This is a genomic window from Amycolatopsis sp. 505 (assembly GCF_031625235.1).
Taxonomy (GTDB): Bacteria; Actinomycetota; Actinomycetes; order Mycobacteriales; family Pseudonocardiaceae; genus Amycolatopsis.
In genome coordinates this window covers 43,059-61,260 of sequence record NZ_JACKQP010000007.1, presented here as the reverse complement: position 1 = coordinate 61,260, position 18,202 = coordinate 43,059, and the positions used below count along the sequence as shown (strand labels likewise).

Below are 18,202 nucleotides of genomic sequence, written 5' to 3'. Positions count from 1 at the left end.
GTGGGGTACGAGTTCGAACTGACCGACGCCGCCGAAGTCGGGGCGACGCCGGAGCAGGTGTGGGAAGCCATCGCGACCGGCCCGGGCATCGACTCCTGGTTCATGGGCCGCAACGAGGTCGAGGGCGGCAGCGGCGGCACGATCCGCGGCGCCTTCGGGGCCTACCGGCCCGAGTTCCGGATCAGCGAGTGGGACCCGGCGGAGAAGCTCGCCTACGGCAGCGACACCGCACCGGACGGACGCCGGATCGCGTACGAATTCCTCATCGAGGGCCGCGGCGGCGGCAGCACGGTGCTCCGCTGCGTCACCAGCGGCTTCCTGCCGGGCGACGACTGGGAGGACGAGTTCGAGGCGATGACCGCGGGCGGCGACCTGTTCTTCCGCACGCTGGTCGAGTACGTGACGCACTTCGTGGGCCGGAAGGCCACCCCGGTCACCGCGTTCGGCCCGCCGGTCGCGGACTGGGACGAGGCATGGACGCGGCTGGGCGCCGAGCTGGGACTGCCGGCGCGCCCGTCCGAAGGCGACCGGGTCCGGCTCGGCGGGGGAGGCGTGGTCTACGCCGTGAACGACCAGACGGTGGGCATCCGGACGCCGGACGCGATGTTCCGGTTCGTCCGCGGCTTCCAGGGCGCGATGGTCGCCTGCCACCACTTGTTCGCCCCGGGAGCCGACGCGGACGTCGAGGAGAAGACCTGGGGCGACTGGCTGAACCGCGTGCTCGGTTAGGTCGGGAGGGCGCCGGGGAGGCTCTGCGCCGTCTTCTTGCGGCGGAGCCAGACCCGGCGCGTGCCGTCGGCGTAGAGCCGCACGGTGCGCAGTTCCCAGCCCGCGAACTCCGCGTGGATGGAGAGCTGGATCGCCGCCGCACGCCGGGACACGCCCGGGGGGAGGTGCAGACGGCGATACTCCCAATCCCCTTCGACCACCGCCTCGCTGACCGCTGTCATGGCTGGATCACCTGGGTCCCTTCTCCGGCCGCCGAGCCGACGATCACCCGGCCGCTCTTCTCGTCCACCCCCACCGAGTCCGGCTGGCGCACGGTGGGGAACCGGTACTTCTCCACGGGCTCGCCGCCGCGGACGTCGAACCCGACCACTTCGTTCCGTTCGGTGAGCGTCACCCACGCCAGGCTCCGCGCGGCGTCGTAGGCGATCCCGTACGCGCCGCCGGGCACCGGGTAACGCTGCTTCAGGATCAGCGGGCCGGCCGAGAACGCCAGCAGCGCCCCCGCGCGGGCGTCGGTCACCAGCACGCGCCCATAAGAGTCCGCCACGGCGTTCGCGGCGCCGTCGCCCGCCCGCAAGCCTTCGTCGACCTTCCCGGCGGCGACGTCGACGGAGAACACCGCGGTCCGCAGCCGATCCAGCACCACCACGCCGTCCCCGGTGTCGACCACGTCGTCGGCGCTGTAGAGCTGCCCGCCGATCGTCCGTGCCGGACCCGTGGCCGGCAGCACCCGGATGTCCTTGCCCGCGCCCATCGCGACCAGGCGATCGGCCCCGTAGGCGATGCTCGAAGCCGGCTGCCCGCCGGTCTTCGTCTCGGTCAGCTTCCGGTCCGGCAACGTCAGCTGCTGCACCACACCCCGACCGGGCTCGGCGATCTCCACCCGCCCCGGCGACACCGTCAGCCGGGACGCAGCACTGTATAACGGCATATTCACCGGGGGGGACGCGAGTGCGTTCAAGTCATACAGGCGCAGAGCCGGTGGCGAAGAAACCGCAACGACGAGGGTCGAGGTCTTCGCGTCCACGGCGACAGCCGACACCGAGCCGTCGCGGAGGACCTGACCGGCCGGCGGCACGGTCACGGCGGGGGAGACGGCCGGGCGCGCGGCGGTCGGGTTCGCGACGACCTGCAGGTCGTCGGAGGTCGACTTGGCCGACGAGCAGCCCGAGAGCACCAGGGCACCGGCGAGCGGGAGCGCGAGCCACGACACGGCGGCGAGCCGATGCACGTTGCGGCCTCCAGTTGTCCCTCGGCGGTCGGTCTTCACCAGCATGCTCCTCGATCCCCGTGCCGTCACGTGCGTGTCACCGAACAGACACCTGGCGCTCACCGCGGCCAGCGTTCGGGGTAGCCGACCTCGATCGCGCTGACGTCGTCGAGCGCGGACCGGATGGCGGGCGGGAGGGTGATGTCCTCCGCCGTCAGCGAGCCGGTGAGCTGGCCGGTGTCCCGGGCGCCGACCACCGGGGCGACGACGCCGGGCCGGTCGCGGACCCAGGCCAGGGCCACGGCCAGCGGGGACGTGCCAAGGCCGTCGGCGGCGGTCGCGACCGCCTGCACGATCCGGGCGGCGCGGTCGGTGCGGTGGTGCTCGACGTACCCGGCGTAGGCGCTGTTCGCGCCGCGGGAGTCGGCGGGGGTGCCGGTGCGGTACTTGCCGGTCAGCACGCCGCGGCCGAGCGGTGCCCACGGGAGCAGCCCGATGCCGTGGTGCGCGGCCGCGGGGACGACCTCGCGGTCCACCCCGCGTTCCAGCAGCGAGTACTCGACCTGGGTGGAGACGATCGGCGCGAGGGCCGAGGCGCCCGCGGCGGCGGTGGCCAGCTGCCAGCCGGCGTAGTTCGAGACGCCGACGTAGCGGACCTTTCCGCTGGTCACGGCGTACTCGAGGGCGGCGAGGGTCTCGGCGAGCGGCACGCAGTCGTCCCAGGCGTGCAGCTGCCACAGGTCGATGTGGTCGGTGCCGAGCCGCTTGAGCGAGCCGTCGAGCGCGGTGAGCAGGGCGCCGCGGGAGGCACCGCCGCCGAACGGCCCGTCGGTGCGCTTGGCGACGGCCTTCGTCGCGAGGACGACGTCTTCGCGGGGCACGAGGTCGCCGAGCAGCGAGCCGAGCACCCGCTCGCTCTCGCCCTCGCCGTAGATGTCGGCCGTGTCCACCAGGGTGCCGCCGGCGTCGACGAAGGCGACCAGCTGGCTGGCGGCCTCCTCCGCGTCGGTGTCGCCACCCCAGGTCATGGTGCCGAGCGCCATACGGGAGACGCGCAGTCCCGAGCGGCCGAGCAGTCGCTTTTCCACGACCGCCGAGCCTAGTGGGCTGCCCCGTCCGGAGGAGACCAAGGTGAGTCGTGTCGCGATCAAGGCCCCCGTTAGGGTCTGGCCCCGTGCGACTCGGACTGAATCTCGGCTACTGGGGAGCGGGGAACGACCCCGCCAACCTGGCCCTGGCGAAACAGGCGGAGGACCTCGGCTACGCGGTCGTGTGGGCCGCGGAGGCCTACGGCTCGGACGCGGTGACCGTGCTCACCTGGATCGCGGCGCGGACGTCGCGGATCGACGTCGGTGCCGCCGTGCTGCAGATCCCGGCCCGCACCCCGGCGATGACGGCGATGACCGCCGCGACGCTGGACACGCTGTCGGGCGGCCGGTTCCGGCTCGGCCTCGGCGTGTCCGGCCCGCAGGTGTCCGAGGGCTGGCACGGCGTGCGGTTCACCTCTCCGGTGGGCCGGACCCGGGAGTACGCCTCGATCGTGCGTTCGGCGTTGCGGCGGGAGCGGGTGCGGTTCGAGGGCGAGCACTTCACGCTGCCGCTGCCGGACGGCCCGGGCAAGGCGCTGCGGCTGACCGTCCGCCCGGCCCGCAAGCACCTCCCGCTGTACCTGGCCGCGATCGGCCCGAAGAACCTGGAGCTGGCCGGCGAGATCGCCGACGGCTGGCTGCCGGTGTTCTTCTCGCCGGCCCACGCGGGGGAGCAGCTGGCCCACGTCCGCGCCGGCGCCGAGCGGGCCGGACGCAACCTGGACGGCTTCGACGTCGTCCCTTCGGTGCCGCTGGTGCCGGGCGAGGACTGGCGGAGGAGCGCGGACGCCGTCCGCGGTTACGCGGCGCTCTACCTCGGGGGGATGGGGAGCAAGGAGAAGAACTTCTACAACCGGCTGGCGTGCCGGATGGGATTCGCGGCCGAGGCCGCCGAAGTGCAGGAGAAGTACCTGGCGGGCGACCGGGCGGGGGCGATGGCGGCGGTGCCGGCCGAGTTCCTCGACGCGACGTCGCTGCTGGGCCCGAAGGAACGGATCGCGGAGAAGATGACGGAATACGCCGAAGCCGGCGTGACGACCCTGTCGGTGTCGCCCTACGGCCCGGAGCCGGCCTCGGCGTTGCGCACGGCCGCCGAGGCGCTCGAGCTGGCGGGGGTGGCCTGACGTGGGGTGGTTCGAAGCACTCGTCCTGGGCCTGGTCCAGGGCCTGACGGAGTTCCTGCCGATTTCGTCGAGCGCGCACCTGCGGATCGTCGCGGCGCTGGCCGGCTGGGACGACCCGGGCGCGGCGTTCACCGCCGTCACCCAGATCGGCACCGAGCTGGCGGTGATCATCTACTTCGGGCCCAAGATCGGGAAGATCCTGCGGGCCTGGTTCTTCTCGCTGTACAAGGCGGAGTGGCGCCGCGACCCGGACGCCCGCCTCGGCTGGCTGATCATCGTCGGCTCGCTCCCGATCGTGGTGCTCGGCCTGCTGCTGCAGGACGAGATCGACAGCGCGTTCCGCGACCTTCGGATCACCGCGACGGTGCTCATCGTGTTCGGCGTGATCCTGCTGATCGCCGACCGGATCGGCAAGCAGGAGCGCACGCTGGACGACCTCACCGTGCCGCACGGCCTCGGGTTCGGGTTCGCGCAGGCGCTGGCCCTGATCCCGGGCGTGTCCCGTTCGGGTGGCACGACGAGCGCGGGCCTGCTGCTCGGCTACACCCGCGCGGAGGCGGCGGAGTACTCGTTCCTGCTGGCGCTGCCGGCAGTGTTCGGGTCGGGCGTGTACAAGCTCAAGGACATCGGCTCGGGCGACGTGCCCGCCCAGTGGGGCCCGACGATCCTGGCCACGCTGGTCGCGTTCGGCGTGGGGTACGCGGTGATCGCCTGGCTGATGGCGTACATCAAGAAGCGCAGCTTCGTGCCGTTCGTGGTCTACCGGCTGGTGCTGGGCGTCCTCCTGTTCGTGCTGATCTTCAGCGGCGTGCTGGACCCGAACGCGGGCCCGGTCGGTCACTGACGCGCCGGTGTCGCGAATGACTCATTCGGGACGTGGGAGGTCGCGAATGAGTCATTCGCGACCTCCCACGTAGGGTGGGCCCCGTGAGTACGGTGATCCTCCTCCGGCACGGCAAGTCGACGGCCAACGGGTCCGGCATCCTGGCCGGGCGCTCCCCGAAGGTCAACCTCGACGACACCGGCCGCGCCCAGGCGGAGAAGCTCGTCGGACGGCTCGACGGCGTGCCACTGGCCGGGCTCGTCGTGTCGCCGATGCTGCGGTGCAAGCAGACCGTCGGCCCCCTGGCGGCGGCCAGGGGGCTCGACAAGGTCGTCGAGCCCGGGTTGTCCGAAGTGGACTACGGCGACTGGACCGGCAAGGAGCTCAAGCACCTCGCCAAGGAACCGCTGTGGCGGGTCGTGCAGGCGCACGCCTCGGCCGCGGTGTTCCCCGGCGGCGAGGGCCTGGCCCAGATGCAGGCCCGCTCGGTCGCCGCCGTCCGTGCGCACGACCGGCGGATCTCCGCCGAGCACGGGGACCACGCCGTCTGGCTGCTCTGCAGCCACGGGGACGTCATCAAATCCATCCTCGCCGACGCGCTCGGCCAGCACCTCGACGCCTTCCAGCGGATCGTCGTCGACCCGGCGTCCATCTCCGTCGTGCGCTACACCGAGACGCGGCCCTTCGTGATGCGCGTCAACGACCACGGCGGGGACCTGCGGGGCATCGTGCCGCCGGAACCGAAGCCGAAGAAGGGCAAGAAGGCCGCGTCGAGCAGCGACGCCGTGGTGGGCGGTACCACGGGGCGGTGACCCCGGCCACCTCCGGAAAGCGCTGACATCGACCCCGGCCGACCCCGTAGGGTGGCAAGACCGAGTGTCTGTCCCCGACCAGGAGCCTGCCCGATGATTTCGCCGGACAACCCGTTCGCCGCACCCAGCGAGCTGCCCTACGCCCTGCCGCCCTTCGACCGGATCTCCGACGAGCACTACCGGCCCGCGTTCGAGGCCGGCCTCGCCGATCACGCGGCGGAGATCGAGCAGATCGCGGCGCAGGACGCCGAGCCGACGTTCGAGAACACCATCGTGGCCCTCGAACGCGCCGGTGAGCTGCTGGGCCGGGTGGCGAGCGTGTTCTACAACCTGTCCGGCTCCAACAGCACCGACGAGATCCAGGCCATCCAGGCGGAGTTCGCGCCGAAGCTGGCCGCCCACCACGACGCCATCCACCTGAACCCGCAGCTGTTCGCCCGGATCGACGCCCTCCACGCGCGCCGAGGCGAGCTCGGGCTGGACGAGGAGTCGCTGCGGCTGCTGGAACGGCGGCACACCGACTTCAGCCGCGCCGGTGCCGGCCTCGGCGAAGCCGAGCAGGCCCGCCTGCGCGAGCTGAACGAGCAGCTGTCCACCCTGCAGACGAAGTTCCAGCAGAACCTGCTCAAGGACACCAACGAGCTGGCCGTCGTCATCGCCGACCGCGCCGAGCTCGACGGCTTCGGCGACGGCGCGATCGCCACCGCGGCCGAAGCGGCGTCCGCCCGCGGCGAAGACGGCAAGTACGTGCTCACGCTCAGCCTGCCGACGAGCCAGGCGTCGCCGCTGGAGACCCTGCGCGACCGGGACGTCCGGGAGCGCATCCACACCGCGTCGATGGCGCGGGGCAACCGCGGCAACGCCAACGACAACAACGCGATCGTCGCCGAGATCGTCCGCCTGCGCGCGGAACGAGCCGCCCTGCTCGGCTACCCGAACCACGCCGCGTACGTCATCGCCGACGAGACGGCGAAGACGGCCGAAGCCGCCGCCGGGCTGCTGGAACGGCTGGCACCCGCGGCCGTAGCGAACGCCCGCGCCGAAGCCGCCGAACTCCAGCAGCTGCTGGAAGCCGACGTGCCGGGCGCGAAGCTGGCGCCGTCGGACTGGCCGTTCTACGCCGCCCAGGTCCGCCGCGAGCGCTTCGAGGTCGACACCGAGGCCCTGCGCCCCTACTTCGAGGCCGACCGCGTGTACCTCGACGGTGTCTTCTTCGCCGCGACGAAGCTGTACGGCCTCACCTTCACCGAGCGCGACGACCTGCCGAAGTACCACCCGGAGGTCCGGACCTTCGAGGTCTTCGACGCCGACGGCACGCCGCTGGGCCTGTACCTGCTGGACCTCTACACCCGCGACGCCAAGCGCGGCGGCGCCTGGATGAACACCTTCGTCGACCAGTCCGAGCTGCTGGACCGCAAGACGGTCGTGGTCAACGTGCTGAACGTGAACAAGCCGCCGGCGGGGGAGCCGACCCTGCTCACCTTCGACGAGCTCGTCACCGCGTTCCACGAATTCGGCCACGCCCTGCACGCGCTGGTCTCCTCGGTCCGCTACCCGACCTTCTCCGGCACCAACGTCCCCCGCGACTTCGTCGAATACCCGTCGCAGGTCAACGAGATGTGGATGCTGTGGCCGGAAGTCCTGGCCCACTACGCGAAGCACCACGAGACGGGCGAGGCGCTGCCGCAGGAGCAGGTGGACAAGCTGCTCGCCGCCCAGCAGTACGGCGAAGGGTTCTCCACCACCGAGTACCTGGCGGCGTCCCTGCTCGACCAGGCCTGGCACGGCCTCGGCGTCGACGACCGGGTGGGGGACGTGCAGCGCTTCGAAACCGAGGCGCTGGTGAAGGCCGGTGTGGCCGTCGACGCCATCCCGCCGCGCTACCGCACGACGTACTTCGCCCACATCTTCAGCGGCGGCTACAGCGCCGGGTACTACTCCTACATCTGGAGCGAAGTCCTCGACGCCGACACCGTCCAGTGGTTCCGCGAAAACGGGGGACTGACCCGCGCCAACGGCGACCACTTCCGCCGCACCCTCCTCGGCAGGGGAGGGAGCATCGACCCCATGGACGCCTTCCGCGCCTTCCGCGGCCGCGACCCGGAGATCGAGCCTCTGCTGGCCCGCCGAGGCCTCGGCGGCGTCTGAACCCCGCCCGACACCCGGTCTCTTCGGTGACCTCACAAAGTGTATAACGACCTATATGCCGGGGCGATTTTCTTCGAAAATCGCCCCGGCACTCATTTGCGCACAAAGACCAGCAAAGACGGGGAACTCAGCCCACGATGTGGTCGACGAAGCCGTAGGTCAGGGCTTCGTCCGCGTCGAACCAGCGGTCGCGGTCGGCGTCGGCGGTGATGCGCTCGACGGTCTGGCCCGTCTGGCGCGCGGTGATTTCGGCGATGCGGCGTTTCATCTTGCCGAAGACCTCGGCCTGGATGGCGATGTCGGTGGCGGCGCCGCTGATGCCGGCCGAGGGCTGGTGCATGACGATGCGGGTGTTGGGCAGCAGGTAGCGCTTGCCGGGGGTGCCGGAGGAGAGCAGGAATTGGCCCATGGAGGCGACGAAGCCGAGGCCCCAGGTGGCGACGTCGGGTTTGACGAGCTGCATGGTGTCGTAGATGGCCATGCCGGCGGTCACCGAGCCGCCGGGGGAGTTGATGTAGAAGGTGATGTCCTTGGCGGGGTCGTCGGCGGCGAGCAGGAGCAGCTGGGCGATGATCCGGTTGGCGATGTCGTCGTTGACTTCGGAGCCGAGGAAGACGATGCGGTCGCGCAGGAGCTGTTCGTAGACCGAGTCGTTGAGGGTCTGGCCGGGGGCTTGGAGGTCGGGTGCGGCGAGAAGGGTCATGGTGGCGACGGTAGGGCCGAAGATCGCATGGCGGGCGGCGGTTTCGCTGTGAGCGTGCGGTGTTCGCCGGACGCGAAAGGGGCCGCCGTCCGCAGTGGACGGCGGCCCCGGTTCGGTGCGCGCAGGCTCAGATGAGGCCGAGCTTCTGCACGGTGTCGCGTTCTTCGACGAGTTCCGCGACGGAGGCGTCGATGCGGGCGCGGGAGAAGTCGTCGATCTCGAGGCTCTGGACGATCTTGTACTGGCCGTTCTCGGCGGTGACCGGGAAGGACGAGATGAGGCCTTCGGGGACGCCGTAGGAGCCGTCGGAGGCGACGGCGGCGGAGGTCCAGTCGCCGGCGGGGGTGCCGTTGACCCAGGTGTAGACGTGGTCGATGGCGGCGGAGGCGGCCGAGGCGGCGGAGGAGAGGCCGCGGGCTTCGATGATGGCCGCGCCGCGCTTGGCGACGGTGGGGATGAAGTCGTTCTCGAGCCAGGCCTGGTCGACGGCGTCGGCGATGCTCTTGCCGCCGAATTCGGCGTGCTGGACGGAGGGGTACTGGGTGGCGGAGTGGTTGCCCCAGATGGCGACCTTCTTGAGTTCGGTCACCGGGACGCCGAGCTTCTTGGCGAGCCGGGCGAGGGCGCGGTTGTGGTCGAGGCGGGTCATCGCGGTGAAGCGGTCGGCGGGCACGTCGGGGGCGTGCGAGCGGGCGATGAGGGCGTTGGTGTTGGCGGGGTTGCCGACGACGAGGACCTTGATGTCGTCGGCGGCGCCGGCGTTGATGGCTTCGCCCTGGGGCTTGAAGATGCCGCCGTTGGCTTCGAGGAGGTCGCCGCGCTCCATGCCCTTGCTGCGGGGGCGGGCGCCGACGAGGAGGGCGATGTTGGTGCCTTCGAAGGCCTGCTTGGGGTCGTCGAAGATGTCGGTGCCGGCGAGGAGGGGGAACGCGCCGTCTTCGAGCTCCATCGCGGTGCCCTCGGCCGCCTTGACCGCCTGCGGGATTTCGAGCAGCCGCAGCTTCACCGGGACGTCCTGGCCGAGGAGCTGACCGGACGCGATGCGGAAGAGCAGCGCGTAGCCGATCTGGCCGGCGGCGCCGGTGACGGTCACGTTGACGGGGGCTTGGGTCATTGCGGTTCTCCAGCTTGAGACGACTTTGGCTTGTGGGTGGAGCCTATCCCTCCTGGGCGTTGCTGGTCGGGTGCGTCCAGTCACTGTTGTGAGGATCGCTTTCGGGGGTCCGGGTGGCGGAGCCCCCGGCCCGGGGCGGAGCCCCGGTTGTCAGAGCTCGCTTTTCAGTTGTCGGTGACGTTGGCGGCGAGGCGGGTGAGGAGGTCGGCGAGCTGGGCGATCTCGGTGTCGGTGAGGCCGCGGCGCATGCGCTGGTCGTGGGCGATGGCGGCGGTGGCGAGGCGGTGGAAGAGCTGTTCGCCGTCGTCGGTGAGTTCGACGAGGTGGACGCGGCGGTTGGCGGGGTCGCGGCGGCGGGTGACGAGGCCGGTTTCTTCCATGCCGTTGAGGTGGTGGGTGAGGGTGGCGCCTTGGATGCCGACGGCGTCGGCGAGTTCGCGCTGGTTGGCGACGGGGGTGGTTTTGAGGGAGATGAGGATCTGCCAGACGGGCTGGGAGCCGCCGGCGGCGGCGAGGGCGTGGTCGAAGGCGCGGGCGGCGGTTTTGGCGGTGCGGGCGAGGACGACGCCGATGGGGGCGGTGGCGGGTTTGGGCACGGCGGAACTCTAACGCAGATGCCGAGAGGTCTAAGCGTTTGACATCTAACAGTTAGACTTCTAACGTTGAGGCATCGAACGGAAGGGGACCGTGATGAGCACCGAAGAGCAGATCCGCGAGTTCGGCCGGGAGTGGGCGGCGGCGGAGGAACGTGGCGACACCGAGGCGTTGGCGGGGCTGGCGGCCGAGGGGTTCCGCCTGGTCGGGCCGCTGGGGTTCGTGCTGGACCGCGACCAGTGGCTGGCCCGCTACGACGGCGGCGGGCTGGTGACCGAGAAGCTGGACTGGACCGAGGTCGAGGTCCGGGAGTTCGGCGGGACGGCGATCGCGATCGGCGTGCACGAGCAGGTGGCGACCCATCGGGGGAACCCGGTGAACGGCCGCTTCCGCGCGACGCACGTGCTGGTCCGCGCGGACGACCGGTGGCGGCTGACGGGGATCCACCTGAGCCCGATCGGCGCGCCGTTCGTCCCGGGTGGTGGCGGGCGATGAGCGTCGAACTGAACCACACGATCGTGTGCGCGACGGACCGCGGGAAGTCGGCGGAGTTCCTGGCCGGGATCCTGGGCCTGCGGACCGGGCCGGTGGCCGGGCCGTTCGTGCCGGTCCGGCTCGCGAACGGGGTCACGCTGGACTTCCTGCAGGTGGAGCGCGTGACGAGCCAGCACTACGCGTTCCTGGTCGGCGACGACGAGTTCGACGCGGCGATGGCGCGGATCGAGGCGGCCGGGGTGCCGTACTGGGCGGACCCGTTCCACGAGCGGCCCGGCGAGGTCAACGGACTCAACGGCGGGCGCGGGGTGTACTTCGCCGACCCCGACGGCCACAACCTCGAACTGCTGACGAGGGAGTAGTCATGCGCTTGAGCATCGGGGTCACGGACTTCTCGTGGCCGGACGAGCTGACCGACGAGCTCGCCGCTGTCGCGGTGGCGGCCGAGGACGCCGGCTTGGACACGCTGTGGGTGGCCGACCACCTGCTGCAGGCCGACCCGCACAGTTCCGCGGACTCGGCCATGCTGGAGGCCTACACGACGCTGGGTTTCCTGGCCGGGCGGACGAGCCGGATCGGGCTGGGCACCATGGTGTCGGCGGTGACCTTCCGGCCGCCCGCGCTGCTGGTGAAGGCGGTCACCACGCTGGACGTCCTGTCGGGTGGGCGGGCCCGGTTCGGCATCGGCGCCGGTCACCACGAGGGGGAGGCGCGGGCGATGGGCCTGCCCTTCCCGCCGGTGGGCGAGCGGTTCGCGCGGGTGGAGGAGACCGTGCGGCTGGCGTTGCGGATGTGGGCGGGTGACGAGTCGCCGTTCGAGGGCGAGCACTACCGGCTGGAGCGCCCGGTCGGCCGGCCGCGGCCGGTGCGGCGGCCGCGGATCCTCGTCGGCGGGGCTGGCGAGCGGCGCACGCTGCGGCTGGTGGCGCAGTACGCCGACGCGTGCAACGTGTTCGACATCCCGGACGGCGGGCGGACGGTGCGGCACAAGCTGGCGGTGCTGCGGCGCCACTGCGACGAGGTGGGGCGGCCGTACGGGGAGATCGAGAAGACGATCAGCACGCGGCTGGCGCCGGGTGAGCCGGCGGAGTCGTTCGCGCGGCGGTGCGCGGAGTTCGCCGGGTGGGGTGTCGGCCACGCGGTGGTGATCACGGCCGGCCCGTGGGCGGTGGCGGGGGTCGAGACGCTGGGGCGGGCGGCGGCGTTGATCGGCTGAGCCGGACGTCACGTGGGTGATCGTGGTCGGCGGCCGGGGGAGCGGGGGTGCGAAATCGTTTTCTCCGCGCATTTATTCGCGCTCGTCGGAATGGGCTTTACGAAAATTGTCGAAACGTGAGCAATGCCGCTTGGTGGGACGAGTCGTGCAGCGTTGCTCCGTTCAGCGGGGTTTGCTTCCATGATCCTTTCGCTACCATGGTCCGGCCCCCGTCCCCAATTTGAATGTATTGGGAAGGATTCCGATGCTGTCTGCGGTCGTTGCTGCCGTAATGGCGCTGTCCTCTGTGGTCACCCCGCATTCGTGGAACACTCCTCCGCCGCCCGACAAAATCGTCATCGACGTCGTGAACGCGATCGGCACCGGGTGTCCGACGGGCACGTCGGCCGTGGCTGTTTCGCAGGACAATACGGCGTTCACCGTGACCTACAGCGCCTACACGGCGTTGGTCGGGGTCGGTGCCGGGCCGCTGGACGCCCGGAAGAACTGCCAGATCGGCCTGCGGGTGCACGTGCCGCAGGGGTTCACCTACGGAATCGCGCAGGCCGACTACCGCGGATTCGCGCACCTGGAACGCGGCGCGACCGGCCTGGAAAGGGCCAACTACTATTTCCAGGGCAATTCTCCGACGGCGTACATCCAGCACCCGCTGGCCGGGCCGTTCGAAGATGACTGGCATTTCACCGATTCAACAGAGGTCGGGGCCATCGTCTTCAAGCCCTGCGGTGAGGAACGCAACCTGAACATCAACACGGAATTGCGGGCCGCGGCCGGGACGTCGGATCCGAAGAAGACGACGAGCTACGTCACGATGGACTCGACCGACGGCAGCATCACCACCACGTACCACTTCGCGTGGCTCGTCTGCCCGTGATCGGCTCCGGGTGACCGGAGGTCCAGAGGGGCGGCGCGGCCCGCAAGCCGCGCCGCTCCGGCCGGTCACCGCCGGAGCGGGGCCCGGGGATCGGTGGCTTCGACGCCGAAGACGCGGCCGAGGGAGACGAGGGCCTCGTCGAGGTGGCTGAGGCTGGAGAGGACGGCCCGGGTTTCGGCCGCTTCGACGCGGTCGGAGACGGGGGTGCCGTCGTCGCGCACGAGCGTGCCGGGTGTGGGGCCACCCGGGGCGTTCAGCGCGGTGCGGAGAACGTCGATGTTGGCCAGCAGCCGTCCGGTGAACTGCCTGAGCCGGTCGGCGTCGGCGCCGGTGAGCTGGCCGGGCTGGGCGCGGGCGGCGACGTGCCGGGCCCGGAAGGCGATGGTTTCCAGGGTGGTGAGCACGTGCCAGCCGTAGTCGCGGCGGGCGCTGCGCAGGTTCACCGGGTGGGTCAGCGGTTCGATGGTGGTGCGGACCTGGTCGACGCTGCGGTCGAGGTCGCGGGAGAGCTCGATGATGTTGACGTTCTCCTCGCCGGCGAGCAGGCCGCGGGTGTGTTCGAGGAACTCTTCGAGGTCGTCGAGCACCGCGGCGACGTCGTCGAGCATGACCGAGCGGGTGCGGACCGGGACGATGACGACCGCGGCCAGGATGCCCGCCGCGGCGCCGACCGCGGTCTCGGCGACGCGGATCCAGAGCACTTCGAGGCTGAACGTGCCGAGCAGGCTGTAGAGCAGGCCGAGCATGCTGGTGACGAAGAAGGCCATCACCACCTGGGACACCCGTGCGGTGTAGACCATCCCGAACACGCACACGAGGATCAGCGCCAGGGTGGCGGCGGTGTTGCCGCCGACCAGCAGTGCGAGCAGGACGCCGCCGACGATGCCGATCAGGGTGCCGCCGAGGCGGCGGACGCCCTTGACGAAGGTGGCGCCGGCGCTCGAGGCGCCGATGAACACCACGAACACCGTGAGCACGGCCCAGTACCAGCGCTGGTGGGAGACGAGTTCGCCGCCGAGCACGGCGAGCCCGCCGCCGACCACGGCCTGGATCGCGCTGCGGGTCCGGTTGTCGTAGGCGAACTTCGGGGCCGGCTCGTCGGTGTCGTCGGGGGCGAGCGGGTCCGGAATGGCTTCCGGGCCCGCGGCGCGCTGGGCGCGGTCGTCGGCGAGGGCGAGTTCGGCCAGTGCCTTGCGGACGCCGTCGCCGGGCGCGGCGTGGGAGTCGATGCGGCTGCCTTCGACGAGCATCCGGCTGTATTCGCCGGTCTGGCTGATCAGCGGGAGCTCCCGCGGGTCGCGTTCCATGAGGGCGCGGAAGCGGGCGAGGCGGGCGATGAGGTCGTCGCGAACCTCGGCGGTGAGCTCGTCGGAGCAGGTGCGCTGGACGGTGATCGCCAGCCAGCCGACGGCGAGCTCGACTTCGATGGCGCGGCGGCGCAGCACGTCGGCGGCCCGGGCGTCGACGACGTCGGGGGCGGCGTCCTCGATGAGCAGCACGCACTCGTGCAGCCGCGCCAACGCCGAGCGCAGCTGCTTGCGGGTGCGCTCGCTGCCGTTGACCGCGAGGTAGGCCTCGGCGGCGCGGACGACGGCGCCGAGGCGGGCGCGGAAGGCGCGGCGCACGCGCAGGAACTCGGCCGCGGCGTTGTGGCGCAGCAGAACGAACCGGACGAGCGCGTTGGCGAGGACGCCGACGCCGAGTGCCATCAGCAGCTGCGGGACCTGCTTGACGTGGGCCTGCAGGAACATCGGGAAGAAGAACAGGAAGAAGGCGATCGAGCCAAGGGCGGTGCCGCGGGGCCCGAAGCGCTGGGCGTAGACGGCGACGAAGATCAGCAGGACGAACACGACGCTGTCCAGCGGCGGCAGGGCCGAGCCGAGGCTGGCGACGGTGATCGACGCGCCCCCGGTGAGGAAGGCCAGGACGAGGGTGACGGCTTGGCCGCCCGGGGTGGGGTCGTTGACGGTGAACGCCGTCATCATCGCGGCGATGGCGCCGACGAGGGTGACGGTGAGCGGGACGTGCGCCGGCAGCAGCGCGAGCACGGCGAGGACGATGCCGAGCACGGCGGAGCCGGCCAGCCGCAGCCGGACCAGGCCGGGGTCGGCCGCCGCGAGCCGGTCGAGAGCGGCGGTGCGGAACTGGTTCATCGGGCGAGGAGCTCCCACTGGGCGAGGGTGGCGCGGCGGCCGCGGGTGGCGGTGATCCGCAGCCGGTAGCGGGCGTGCGCGGCGGGGGTGGCGAGGACGAACGGGCGGGTCTGGCAGCGCCAGCGGAACAGCTCGCCGTCGCGTTCGTCCAGGGTGGTCCAGTCGACGCCGTCGTCGGAGCCTTCCAGCACCCACGCGCTCGCGTCGCCGCGGCGGGCGCCGGAGGTGAGGGTGTACATGGTGACTTCGCGGGGTTCGCCGGTGACGGTGAACTCGATGGCCGGGGTGGCGCTGCGGAAGGTGACCTGGGTGCGGGTGGTGTCGTCGAACAGGGCGCCGACCTTGGTGCCGTCGGAGCTGGTCGCGGTGCCGGTCAGGTCGGTGACCGGGGCCGGGTGCTCGGCGGGCGGCGGCGGGGCGCCCCACCCGGCCGGTTCGGTGGTCAGGTCGAAGACGAGCTCGGCGCCGGCGGCGAGGGTGGCGTGCGCGATCGAGGTGGCCTCGTGCGGTTCGCCGTTCACGGTGAGCCCGCGGACGTAGACGGTGCCGGCGGTGTTGCCGGGGGCGTGGACGACCAGTTTCCGGCCTTCGCCCAGGTGGACGGTCGCCTTCTCGAACAGCGGCGAGCCGATGGCGTAGCGCGGGCTGCCGACGGCGAGGGGGTAGAAGCCCAGCGCGCTGAAGACGTACCAGGCGGACATCTCGCCGTTGTCCTCGTCGCCGGGGTAGCCCTGGCCGAGGTCGCTGCCGAGGTAGAGCCGCCGCAGCACTTCCCGCACGACGGCCTGGGTCTTCGCCGGCGCGCCGGCGTGGTTGTAGACGTAGGGGATGTGGTGCGAGGGCTGGTTCGAGTGGCCGTACTGGCCCATCCGGACGTCCCGGGCCTCGGTCATCTCGTGGATCAGGCCGCCGTAGGCGCCGGGGCGGCGGCCGGTCTCCGGGGTGGCGAAGAAGGTGTCCAGTTTGGCTTCGAGTCCCGCGGTGCCGCCGTGGAGGGCGGCGAGGCCGGGGCCGTCGTGCGGGGCGGTGAAGGCGGTGTTCCAGGCGTTGGTCTCGACGAAGTCGCCACCCCAGGCGGCCGGGTCGTAGCCCTCGGGGGCGAACTTGCGGCGGCCGTCGCGGTGGCGGCCCTGGAAGAAGCCGATTTCCGGGTCGAAGTGGTGTACGTAGTGCTTCGCGCGCTCGCGGAAGTAGGCGGCGTACTCGGCGTACATCCGCGCCCGGGGCCCGTCGCTTTCCCGGGACAGCGCCTCGGCGAAGTTGGCCAGGCCGAAGTCGTTGATGCAGCCCTCCAGCGCCCAGGACAGTCCTTCGTGGACCGACACCGAGGTGTAGTGGAGGAAGATCGACTCTTCGAGGCCCTTGCGGCCGACCGCGCGGCGCGGCGGGGTGACGGTGGCGTTCTTCAGGCCGGCGTCGAAGGCAGCTTCGGCGTCGAAGTCGCGGACGCCCTTGAGGTAGGCGTCGGCGAACGCGACGTCCGAGCTGGTGCCGGTCATCAGGTCCGCGTAGCCGGGGGAGGACCAGCGGGCGATCCAGCCGCCTTCGCGGTACTGCTGGACGAAGCCGTCGATCATCCGGCCGCAGCGTTCCGGGGTGAGCAGCGCGTAGGCCGGCCAGGTCGTGCGGTAGGTGTCCCAGAAGCCGTTGTTGACGTACAGCTCGCCGTCGACGACCTTCGCGCCGGTCCGCCGCCGGGTGCTCGGCCACCACCGGCGCACCACCGGGCTGGCGTGCCGGATCCCCTTCGGCGTGTTCTCGTGCGCCACGTTCGGGTAGAGGAACAGCCGGTAGAGGTTCGAGTACAGCGTCGTGCGCTGGTCCTCGGTGGCGCCTTCGACCTCGACGCGGCCGAGTTCCTCCTGCCACAGCCGTCTGGCTTGGGCCGCCACCTGCTCGACCGTGGACCCGGCCGGGATCTCCAGTTCGAGGTTGCGCTTGGCCTGGGCGAGGCTGATCAGCGACGTCGCGATCCGCAGCGTGACGTCGGGCCCGTCGAATTCGAAGTAGCCCGAGACCCGCCGCCACGGCGGGAAGCGGACCTTGGCGCCACGGGTGGCCGGGGCGTCGGTGACGGCGTAGACGAACATCCGGCGCGCGCCGGCCGACAGCCGGCTGCGGACCGTGGTGTAGCCGGTGATCACGCCGGTGTCGGCGTTGATGCGCAGCCGGCCGCGGTTGCGGACGTTGTCGAACAGCAACCAGCCGTGCTTGGTGGGGAAGGTGAACCGCATGATGGCCGCGTGCGACGTCGGGGCGAGGTCGGCGGTCATCCCGTTGGCGAACCGGACGCCGTAGTGGTGCGGCGAGTCGGTCTCGTCCTCGTGGGTGAAGGCCAGGGCGCGCTTGCGGCGGTCGCGTTCGACCGGGCCGGTGCCGGGCATGAGGTGGAAGGTGTGCCGGTCGCCCATCCAGGGGCTCGGCTGGTGCGACAGCGCGAACGCCTGCAGCGCGGGCCGGTTCTGCTCGTCGTTGTGGCGGTGGTAGGAGTACAGCCAGTTGGTGACGCCGGCGTCGGTGACCGGGGTCCAGAAGTTGAACCCGTGCGGCACCGCCGTGGCCGGGAAGTTGTTGCCGCGGGAGAAGTCGCCGCTGGAGTGCGTGCCGCGGGTCGTGCGGACGCAGTCGATCGCGTCGCGCGGCGGCTCGGGGCGCTCGGCGATCCGGACGTCGTCGAGCCAGCCGGTGATCTCCGCTGGGGCGTCGGTGCGCAGCACGATCCGGGCGATCCGGCGCCCGGCGAAGGCCCCCAGCGGGCGGCGGACGAGGTTCCACTGGTCGACCCACAGCGTCTTGTCGTCCACCGGGTCGAAGCCGGCGGTGGTGCCGTCGGCGAATTCGACGTCGAGGCTGACCCGGGTCGCGTGGTAGGCGGGGATCTCGCCGTCGGCCACCGGGAAGACCACATAGGACAGCTCGGTGCGCCCGGTGACGGGCGCGTCGAGTTCGAACAGGACGGCCCGCGGCCGGTCGCCGTAGCGCAGGGCCTGCAGGCCGGTGTGGCCGACGCCGGTCTTGGCCGTGGGGGAGCGGTCCGGGCCGCCGCCGACGTGCAGGCCGGGGTCCACCGGCTGCGGGTCACCGGTTTCGAAGGAGGAGAAGAACACGGCGTCGGACAT

17 protein-coding genes are annotated in these 18,202 nt (G+C 71.4%); 9 read left to right on the top strand and 8 right to left on the bottom strand.

The genetic code is table 11. The features are described 5' to 3' along the window. Positions 1–729: an SRPBCC domain-containing protein gene (locus H5965_RS25325; RefSeq protein WP_310972738.1), complete on the top strand. Its 729-nt coding sequence runs from the start codon at positions 1–3 to the stop codon at positions 727–729. On the opposite strand, the gene H5965_RS25320 is transcribed toward H5965_RS25325, so the two are convergent. The 3 genes from H5965_RS25320 to H5965_RS25310 all read right to left on the bottom strand — a co-directional run bounded on the left by H5965_RS25320 (position 726) and on the right by H5965_RS25310 (position 3,027). Beyond that, a complete protein-coding gene (locus tag H5965_RS25320; RefSeq protein ID WP_004561940.1) occupies positions 726–950 on the bottom strand; it encodes a DUF5703 family protein in 225 nt (74 codons plus the stop codon). The genes H5965_RS25325 and H5965_RS25320 overlap by 4 nt on opposite strands. Beyond that, entirely contained in the window at positions 947–1,960 is a 1,014-nt protein-coding gene (locus tag H5965_RS25315; protein WP_310973209.1) for a hypothetical protein, read from the bottom strand. The genes H5965_RS25320 and H5965_RS25315 overlap by 4 nt, the downstream gene beginning before the upstream one ends. Positions 1,961–2,058: 98 nt before the next feature. Continuing rightward, positions 2,059–3,027, bottom strand: a complete 969-nt coding sequence (locus H5965_RS25310; protein WP_310972737.1) for an aldo/keto reductase — start codon at positions 3,025–3,027, stop codon at positions 2,059–2,061. 86 nt (positions 3,028–3,113) lie between these two features. Between H5965_RS25310 and H5965_RS25305 the strand changes: the two genes are divergently transcribed. The 4 genes from H5965_RS25305 (at position 3,114) to H5965_RS25290 (ending at position 7,934) form a co-directional block, all read left to right on the top strand. Next, a complete protein-coding gene (locus H5965_RS25305; protein ID WP_310972736.1) occupies positions 3,114–4,151 on the top strand; it encodes an LLM class F420-dependent oxidoreductase in 1,038 nt (345 codons plus the stop codon). Position 4,152: 1 nt separating this feature from the next. After that, entirely contained in the window at positions 4,153–4,995 is an 843-nt protein-coding gene (locus H5965_RS25300; RefSeq protein WP_310972735.1) for an undecaprenyl-diphosphate phosphatase, read from the top strand. An 83-nt stretch (positions 4,996–5,078) separates the two neighbouring features. After that, a complete protein-coding gene (locus H5965_RS25295) occupies positions 5,079–5,786 on the top strand; it encodes a histidine phosphatase family protein (RefSeq protein ID WP_310972734.1) in 708 nt (235 codons plus the stop codon). 93 nt (positions 5,787–5,879) lie between these two features. Continuing rightward, the gene (locus H5965_RS25290) at positions 5,880–7,934 is read left to right on the top strand and encodes a M3 family metallopeptidase (protein ID WP_310972733.1); all 2,055 of its coding nucleotides are present in this window, start codon (positions 5,880–5,882) and stop codon (positions 7,932–7,934) included. A 127-nt stretch (positions 7,935–8,061) separates the two neighbouring features. On the opposite strand, the gene H5965_RS25285 is transcribed toward H5965_RS25290, so the two are convergent. The 3 genes from H5965_RS25285 to H5965_RS25275 all read right to left on the bottom strand — a co-directional run bounded on the left by H5965_RS25285 (position 8,062) and on the right by H5965_RS25275 (position 10,347). Beyond that, the gene (locus H5965_RS25285; protein ID WP_310972732.1) at positions 8,062–8,637 is read right to left on the bottom strand and encodes an ATP-dependent Clp protease proteolytic subunit; all 576 of its coding nucleotides are present in this window, start codon (positions 8,635–8,637) and stop codon (positions 8,062–8,064) included. A 127-nt stretch (positions 8,638–8,764) separates the two neighbouring features. Beyond that, positions 8,765–9,751 (bottom strand): malate dehydrogenase, encoded by a 987-nt coding sequence (locus tag H5965_RS25280; RefSeq protein ID WP_310972731.1) that lies wholly within the window; start codon positions 9,749–9,751, stop codon positions 8,765–8,767. Between the two features lie 164 nt (positions 9,752–9,915). Then, on the bottom strand, positions 9,916–10,347 hold the full coding sequence (locus H5965_RS25275) for a MarR family winged helix-turn-helix transcriptional regulator (protein WP_310972730.1): 432 nt from the start codon (positions 10,345–10,347) through the stop codon (positions 9,916–9,918). 94 nt (positions 10,348–10,441) lie between these two features. On the opposite strand from H5965_RS25275, the gene H5965_RS25270 reads away from it, so the two are divergent. The 4 genes from H5965_RS25270 to H5965_RS25255 all read left to right on the top strand — a co-directional run bounded on the left by H5965_RS25270 (position 10,442) and on the right by H5965_RS25255 (position 12,930). Continuing rightward, a complete protein-coding gene (locus H5965_RS25270; RefSeq protein WP_310972729.1) occupies positions 10,442–10,840 on the top strand; it encodes a nuclear transport factor 2 family protein in 399 nt (132 codons plus the stop codon). Beyond that, positions 10,837–11,202 carry a VOC family protein gene (locus H5965_RS25265; RefSeq protein WP_310972728.1) on the top strand — a complete coding sequence of 122 codons (366 nt, stop codon included), beginning with the start codon at positions 10,837–10,839 and terminating at the stop codon, positions 11,200–11,202. Before H5965_RS25270 ends, H5965_RS25265 begins: the two co-directional genes overlap by 4 nt. Before the next feature lie 2 nt (positions 11,203–11,204). Continuing rightward, positions 11,205–12,056, top strand: a complete 852-nt coding sequence (locus H5965_RS25260; RefSeq protein ID WP_310972727.1) for a TIGR03560 family F420-dependent LLM class oxidoreductase — start codon at positions 11,205–11,207, stop codon at positions 12,054–12,056. A gap of 271 nt (positions 12,057–12,327) precedes the next feature. Continuing rightward, positions 12,328–12,930: a DUF4360 domain-containing protein gene (locus tag H5965_RS25255; protein WP_396136951.1), complete on the top strand. Its 603-nt coding sequence runs from the start codon at positions 12,328–12,330 to the stop codon at positions 12,928–12,930. 65 nt (positions 12,931–12,995) lie between these two features. On the opposite strand, the gene H5965_RS25250 is transcribed toward H5965_RS25255, so the two are convergent. After that, a complete protein-coding gene (locus tag H5965_RS25250) occupies positions 12,996–15,083 on the bottom strand; it encodes an FUSC family protein (RefSeq protein ID WP_310972726.1) in 2,088 nt (695 codons plus the stop codon). Beyond that, positions 15,080–18,202: a GH92 family glycosyl hydrolase gene (locus H5965_RS25245; protein ID WP_310972725.1), complete on the bottom strand. Its 3,123-nt coding sequence runs from the start codon at positions 18,200–18,202 to the stop codon at positions 15,080–15,082. The genes H5965_RS25250 and H5965_RS25245 overlap by 4 nt, the downstream gene beginning before the upstream one ends.